The sequence below is a fragment of the Aquisalimonas sp. genome (genome assembly GCF_007120195.1).
Lineage (GTDB): Bacteria > Pseudomonadota > Gammaproteobacteria > Nitrococcales > Aquisalimonadaceae > Aquisalimonas.
Genome location: NZ_SKOG01000248.1, coordinates 1 through 6,337 on the forward strand (window position 1 = coordinate 1; position 6,337 = coordinate 6,337).

At 64.3% G+C, this 6,337-nt stretch carries 8 protein-coding genes and 1 tRNA gene; 3 read left to right on the top strand and 6 right to left on the bottom strand.

The genetic code is table 11. The features are described from left to right. The first annotated feature begins 406 nt into the window (after positions 1-406). A tRNA-Arg gene (locus QZT63_RS17500) sits at positions 407-482 on the top strand. Between the two features lie 437 nt (positions 483-919). Continuing rightward, positions 920-1,123 carry an SOS response-associated peptidase family protein gene (locus tag QZT63_RS20160; protein WP_366637522.1) on the top strand — a complete coding sequence of 68 codons (204 nt, stop codon included), beginning with the start codon at positions 920-922 and terminating at the stop codon, positions 1,121-1,123. A 334-nt stretch (positions 1,124-1,457) separates the two neighbouring features. Here QZT63_RS20160 and QZT63_RS17505 read toward each other — a convergent pair whose 3' ends face one another. The 6 genes from QZT63_RS17505 to QZT63_RS17530 all read right to left on the bottom strand — a co-directional run bounded on the left by QZT63_RS17505 (position 1,458) and on the right by QZT63_RS17530 (position 5,324). Continuing rightward, positions 1,458-1,745, bottom strand: coding sequence for a hypothetical protein (locus QZT63_RS17505; protein WP_290652981.1), 288 nt, complete (start codon positions 1,743-1,745; stop codon positions 1,458-1,460). Positions 1,746-1,895: 150 nt separating this feature from the next. Next, entirely contained in the window at positions 1,896-2,288 is a 393-nt protein-coding gene (locus QZT63_RS17510) for a hypothetical protein (RefSeq protein ID WP_290652983.1), read from the bottom strand. A gap of 188 nt (positions 2,289-2,476) precedes the next feature. Then, complete coding sequence (locus QZT63_RS17515; RefSeq protein ID WP_290652985.1) at positions 2,477-2,950, bottom strand: porin; 474 nt, start codon at positions 2,948-2,950, stop codon at positions 2,477-2,479. A gap of 85 nt (positions 2,951-3,035) precedes the next feature. Continuing rightward, positions 3,036-3,848, bottom strand: coding sequence for a substrate-binding domain-containing protein (locus tag QZT63_RS17520; RefSeq protein ID WP_290652987.1), 813 nt, complete (start codon positions 3,846-3,848; stop codon positions 3,036-3,038). Between the two features lie 46 nt (positions 3,849-3,894). Further along, a complete protein-coding gene (locus tag QZT63_RS17525; protein WP_290652989.1) occupies positions 3,895-4,632 on the bottom strand; it encodes an ATP-binding cassette domain-containing protein in 738 nt (245 codons plus the stop codon). After that, entirely contained in the window at positions 4,629-5,324 is a 696-nt protein-coding gene (locus QZT63_RS17530) for an ABC transporter permease (protein WP_290652991.1), read from the bottom strand. The genes QZT63_RS17525 and QZT63_RS17530 overlap by 4 nt, the downstream gene beginning before the upstream one ends. 85 nt (positions 5,325-5,409) lie before the next feature. Here QZT63_RS17530 and QZT63_RS17535 point away from each other — a divergent pair, with 85 nt between their 5' ends. Continuing rightward, positions 5,410-6,312, top strand: coding sequence for a helix-turn-helix transcriptional regulator (locus QZT63_RS17535; RefSeq protein ID WP_290652993.1), 903 nt, complete (start codon positions 5,410-5,412; stop codon positions 6,310-6,312). The last annotated feature ends 25 nt before the right edge of the window (positions 6,313-6,337 follow it).

Below are 6,337 nucleotides of genomic sequence, written 5' to 3' on the forward strand. Positions count from 1 at the left end.
GATTCATCCCGGGGAGACACCACAGTGGCCGGCCCCAGTTGTGCAATGCATTCCAATACTCCTGTCGCCCAGCCCGCACAGAGGCGCTGATCCGATGCCGTTCAGCGGCTAATTTTTTTGCTTCTGGCGCCCTGCGCCCCCGTCCATCCGCGCTCAGAACGGGTTGACCCATAGGGACGCTGCCAATGAAGTGGAAGGTAACCAACCGCCCGCGCCGTGACGTCGCGGTCCTGCCCCAAGCAGGCGCGCCACCCGGCATGCGCGCGGTACCCATGCAACGCGCCGACGGGGCCTTCCCCGAACAAACTCTCGGCGGCAGCTCGAGGCCGGCCGATGGCCACTCCGTCTGCGGATTTCCCTGGGCGGGTTCAGCCCATCCGCCGCCTTCGCTATACTGCGCCGCAACGCCCCGGTAGCTCAGCGGATAGAGCAACCGCCTCCTAAGCGGTAGGTCGCAGGTTCGAGTCCTGCCCGGGGCGCCAGCCTCCATTCCACTCTGTTCCCGGTCGATCTGTTTTTCATATCAAACACAGACACTTAAATTTTCCTTGGCTCCGCCAGCGGATAGGAAAAATCTTCGACTACGCCATCGCCTGGGGTAAAGCGACGTGGAATCCCGCTGCGAGCCTCAAAGGCACACTGGCTCGTAGCGCAGGCGGCCCCGCGCCGCGGTGACGACCCCAGAAAACGGGCGCGCTCTCACGCGGGCGATGCGAGGTTATACCGGAGAACCCGCCACCTTAGCCGCGCTCCACCACTTGATGCTCAACTTCGTCCGCCAAGGCGAACTGAGGCAGGCGATCTGGGACCAGTTGGGCCTGTCCAGGAAAATGTGGCGCATTCCGGGGGAGCAGATGAAAAAGAATAGGCCACACGTTGTCTGGCAGGACGACAGCCGTCTACAGCGTCGGCTTTGCCTTTGGGGATTTCGGCCTCCCTGGGCAGGCGAGGACGCACCCCGCCCCCTATAACCCACATCCATTCCCGCATGCCGCTCTTGCTTGATCCGGACCCCTACCGCTCCTGGCTGAACCCGAACGTGACCGAGCGCGACGCAATCAAGCAAACCACTCGGCCCCTGGCTCAAGGTCTGCTTGGCATTGGCCCGTCAGTACCCGTGTGAACAAGCCTGATAACGACGATGGCGGCATAATCGAGGCCGCGGCGACTAACTCGGTGACCCGAACCGCGCCACAAGCATGGCCCCGATTACGTAGACGGCGACCTGACCCAAAAGACGGCTTCCGACCCGCAGCCGCCACTCACTACTTTGCCGCGAACCTCCGCCGACGGTCTGGACAGCAGCCAGTCCGGCTGTCGGTTTCAAGGTGCAGCTTCTGGTCGGCGAAGTGGGTGTATGCCTAAGTTCACCGCCAGAGGGAACTCCCTGCAGGCCTGAGCAGGCTGCTCCGGGATCGCCTCTGAACTCCGTCTCCACAACGCATCCGACTAGCCGCTCATGAGTCGGTGGAGCCTTTAATTGACCGGTGCCGCCGGCTTCGCAAGTCTTCTTCGGATAGCTCGCCGCGCAGGTATTGCTCGGTGGTCAACAGGAACAGGCGACGAAATAGATCATGCAAGGCTTCCTCCCGTTCCAGATCAGCAAGAAGTTCCCCGCTCACGGATTCCCCGAGTTCCGAAGGCTTCCGATACTCCCAGACAAGACGCATCTGGTTAGAGGACGTATCCCTGATCTGGAGCACCGGGTTTCTTCCGTTGAGCTGGGCGATCACCTGGTACGGCATGGCTGCTCATCCGAAGTTTACGTGCGAGATGTGTAAATGAGAATGCTTATCATTTGCGAAAAGAGCAAAGTTGTCAAGGCTGCGCCCCGCTAGCGCCTTCATGGAAATCATGGCCGAGTCCGCAGGAGCTGATGGGTTGGGGGGCACAGGTCATCCAGCGGCGAAACCCGCCGATGACAACACGTGCTGGTTGCATAGCCTCGCCAGATTCGGCGCATTGTAGCTGTGCAGGTTGTCGGAGCGATTTTCGTAGATCAGCACCACCATTGGGTGCTCTCGCTCGGAGCGATAGTCTGCCGGGTACAGAAGCCTGGCCTGCTGGCTGCGGCCGTATTGATTCTCGTAGTTCAGCAAGGTATCCCCCGCCCATTGGTACTGATCCTGCTGCGTGTTCGTGTCGGAGAGCTGTCGAACCGTCTCGAAATGATCCCTTGTCGCGTGAAAGTTCGGTGATTCCGTGGTGCCTTCCGAAAGATAGGTGTACACCGGCGCACGATCCGCCCGACGCAGGAAACGCAGCTGCCTGGGCTGCTTTGTGAGCATCCGCAGCTCGCCGTCCGGGTTCAGGCGCGCATAGCCGTGTGACTTGTCCTTTTCTCCGAACAGAGAGAAATAGCGCGCGTCTTCCGGCCCAGGTTGTCGTCCGGATCGGAGCCGTCTGTGCGAAGCCGGTAACCCGCAGGTCGTTGATGTCGTAGTAGCCACCCAGTCGAACCACGTCCCTCTCGTCGTCAGAGACTGCTGCGCAATCGGTCGTCGAAGCCTTGACCGTCATAGTCGTTGCGCATCAGATTCCTCGCGTCACCGATCTGATTGCCGAACAGATCCGTGCGGGTGCGAATCAGCTTGACGGGCGTGTCGTAACGACCAACCCGGAACAGGCCCGCCGCGCCATCCAGGCCAACGAAGCTGTCCCGGAACGTGAAACGCTCGTTCGCTGCCGCGTTGTTGGTCAGGTTGACCTGTCCCTCGATCTGCACGATGCCGGTGAGCCGGTCCGAGAGTTCGTGCTCGGCCCGGAAACCAAGGACGCTGGCGTTGGTCGAGACGCTGGCGGCTGAAAAAGCATCGTCGCCGCTCGCGCCGTTATCGATGTAATTCAGGTGCAGGCGGGCCTGTCCGTAGATATCAACATCTGTCGCCTGAGCCGCGCCCGTTGCGGTGAGACCAGCGGCAGTGATCAGTACCAGTGTTGTGCGTTTCATAACGCATTGCCCTTATGCGTTCTTCTGCTCTTGAGGGCCGGTGTCACGCGTCGAACCACAGGCCGGGGTGTCTGATCTCGAGCGATCACTCCGCGTTGGGGAAGAAGAGCTGCTCGCCGCGCAGCTCATAGCTGGCGATGGCGGCCTGGCCCTCGTCGGAGAGCAACCACTGGTGCCATTCCTCGGCCATGTCGTGCTTGAGGTCCGGGTGACGCTCCTGACTCAGTGGCAGGCTGCCGTACTGGTTGAACATCACGGGGTCGCCCTCGTAGACGAGCTCCAGGTTCTGGCGGTTGTCGAAGGCGGTCCAGGTGGCGCGATCCACGTAGGTGTAAGCGTCCATGCCCGCGGCGGTGTTCAGCGTCTCACCCATGCCGCTGCCGAGCTCCCGGTACCACTGGCCGCCGGGATCGACACCGGCCTCGCCCCAGAGCCGCAGCTCGGCCCGGTTGGTGCCGCTGTCGTCACCGCGGGAGGTGAACGGGTGCTCGGCCTCGGCAATGCGGCTGAACGCGTCCAGGGCGCTGTCCGCATCGCGCAGGCCGGCGGTATCCTCCGACGGGCCGACCAGGATGAAGTCGTTGTACATGATGTCCCGGCGCTCTCGGCCGTAGTTGTTGGCGACGAACTCCTCCTCCCCGGTAGTGTCGTGGACCAGCACGATGTCGGCGTCACCGCGGCGGCCAATCTCGAACGCCTGGCCAGTGCCGACGGCCACCACGCGCACGTCGATGCCGGTCGCCTCCCGGAACTGCGGGACGAGGTGCTCGAACAGTCCGGAGGCCTCGGTGGACGTGGTGGATGCCAGCGTGATGTAGCGATCCCGGTCGGCATGCGCCGCGGTGGCGGCAAACAGGGCCGTGGCCGCGACAGCGGCGTTTCTCAACACGTTCTTCATGGATCTCTCCTCCAGTGTTGCCTTGCACCAAGACGCCTCGGGGCGGCTACCAGACCAGATCGCCCTGGACAAAGGCGGCTGCCTCGCGGCTGTAGGGGTGCTCGAAGAACTCCCGCACCGGCGCCCGCTCCACCAGGCGGCCGTCGACGAGGAAGATCACGTCATCCGCAAGGCGCCTGGCCTGCCCGAGGTCGTGGGTCGTCATGACGATGCGGGTGCCCTCGCCGTGGAATGTGTCCACCGCCTCTTCCACCGCCTTGATGGCAGCCGGATCCAGCGCCGAGGTGGGTTCGTCCATGAACAGGATCTCCGGGCGCAGGGCCCAGGCGCGGGCCAGCGCGAGGCGCTGCTGCTCGCCGCCCGAGAGCACACGGGCGGGCCGATGTGCGATGCTCTGCAGCCCGAAGCGCTCGACGGCCTCGTCGGCGCGCCAGCGGCGTTCCCCGCGGGACACACCCTGGACCGCCAGCGCGTAACGCACGTTGGCCAGCGCCGAGCGGCGCAACATCACCGGCCGCTGGAACACCATGGCCTGCCGACGACGTATGGTCTCCGCGGTGGCGCCATTTCCGGCCCAGCGGACCGAGCCGCCGGTCGGCCGCAGCAGGCCGTGGCAGATGCGCATCAGGAGACTCTTGCCCGCCCCGTTCGGCCCCATGATCATGGTCTTGCCGTTACGCTCCAGGCGCAGATCCAGCGGCTGGAGCAGCGTCTGGCCGCGGTGGCGGAAGGTGACGCCCCGGAGCTCCAGCGGCAGCAGTGAGAGTGATTCGGCGCGATTCATCCCAGCCGCCTCTTCGCCGCTTCACCGATGATGTAGGCCACCGCGTTCACCGAGGCGACCAGCAGCAGCAGGATGATGCCCAGGCCCAGCGCCAGTGGCAGATTGCCCTTGCTGGTCTCAAGCGCGATGGCCGTGGTCATTACCCGGGTGACGCCGGAAATGTTGCCGCCGACGATCAGCACTGCGCCCACTTCCGCACTTGCCCGCCCGAAGCCCGCCAGTACGACGGTGATCAGGCTGAAGCGAGCGTCCCAAAGCAGCGTCGGGATGGCCCGCAGGCGCGAGACGCCCAGCGACTGCAACTGCTCGCGGTATTCGCCCCACAGCTCCTCGATCACCTGCCGGGACAACGCCGCGACAATGGGCAGGATCAACACGATCTGCGCGATCACCATGGCGGTGGGCGTGAACAGGAGCCCGAACTGGCCCAGGGGGCCGGCGCGGGACAGCATGAGATAGACCATGAGCCCCGCCACCACCGGCGGCAGGCCCATGAGCGCATTGAGGACCACAACGACCAGGCCGCGGCCCGGGAACTGCCACAGGGCGATGGCGGCGCCCAGCGGCAGCGCGATCACGCTGGCGATGGCGACAGCCGTCAGGGAGACCTGCAGCGACAGGGTCACGATCCCGATCAACACGGGATCCATCGCCACAATCAGTTGAAAGGCCGCCTGGAAGGCGTTATCCATCCGGATTGACCCTTATAGGAGCACAGACAGCATTGTGTGCATAATAACAACCGTTATCATCCGACCCTGAAATATGTGCAGCCATATGACAGACAATGACAAGGTCGTGCATCACCGGTATTTGACGACCGCTGAGGTCGCCGCGTACCTACGGATGAAGGAGCGCAAGATCTACGACCTGGTCCGGCAGGGGCTGATCCCGTCGACGAAGGTCACCGGCAAGCTGCTGTTCCCCCGGGACAGCATCGACCTGTGGGTCATGAACCACCTCGAAGGGGATCAGGCCCCGCCGCATGCGATCCCCCCCGTCCTTGCGGGGAGTCAGGATCCATTGCTGGACTGGGCGATCCGGGAGGCGGGCGCGGACCTCGCGTTCCTCTGTAACGGCAGCGGGGACGGCGTCAGGCGACTGCTTCGGGACGAGGCGATGGTCGCCGGCCTGCACGTGATCGACCACGGCACCGGTCACTACAATGACCCGACCCACTTGGGGCTATCAGGGATGCGCGACCTGGTGATCATCCACTGGGCGCGGCGCACCCAGGGATTGCTGGTGCAGCCGGGCAATCCGCACGGCATCCGGGACCTCCAGGATCTGGCATCCAGCCCCGTGCGGGTCGCCCATCGCCAGCGTGAGGCGGGGGCGGACGCGCTCTTCCGCTCGTTGCTGGAGCACCGCGGCATTGTCCCGGAACGACTGAACTTCACGCCTTACGCGTCTCTCAGCGAGGACGATCTGGCCCTGTCGATCCGTGAGGGCGATGCGGATACCGGCCTGGCGGTGGAGGCGGCAGCGCGGCGCCACGGGCTCGATTTCATACCCCTTCACGAGGAAGTGTTCGATCTGGCTATGCGCCGCCGGGTGTACTTCGAGTCGCCGCTGCAGCGCCTGCTGGCCTTTGCCCGCGGGGAGCGGCTTCGGCAGCGGGCGGACGCCATGGGCGGGTATGACCTCTCCGCGCTAGCGGAGGTCAGGTTCAACGCCTGACTCGCCGCCACGGTGAACTGCGCAA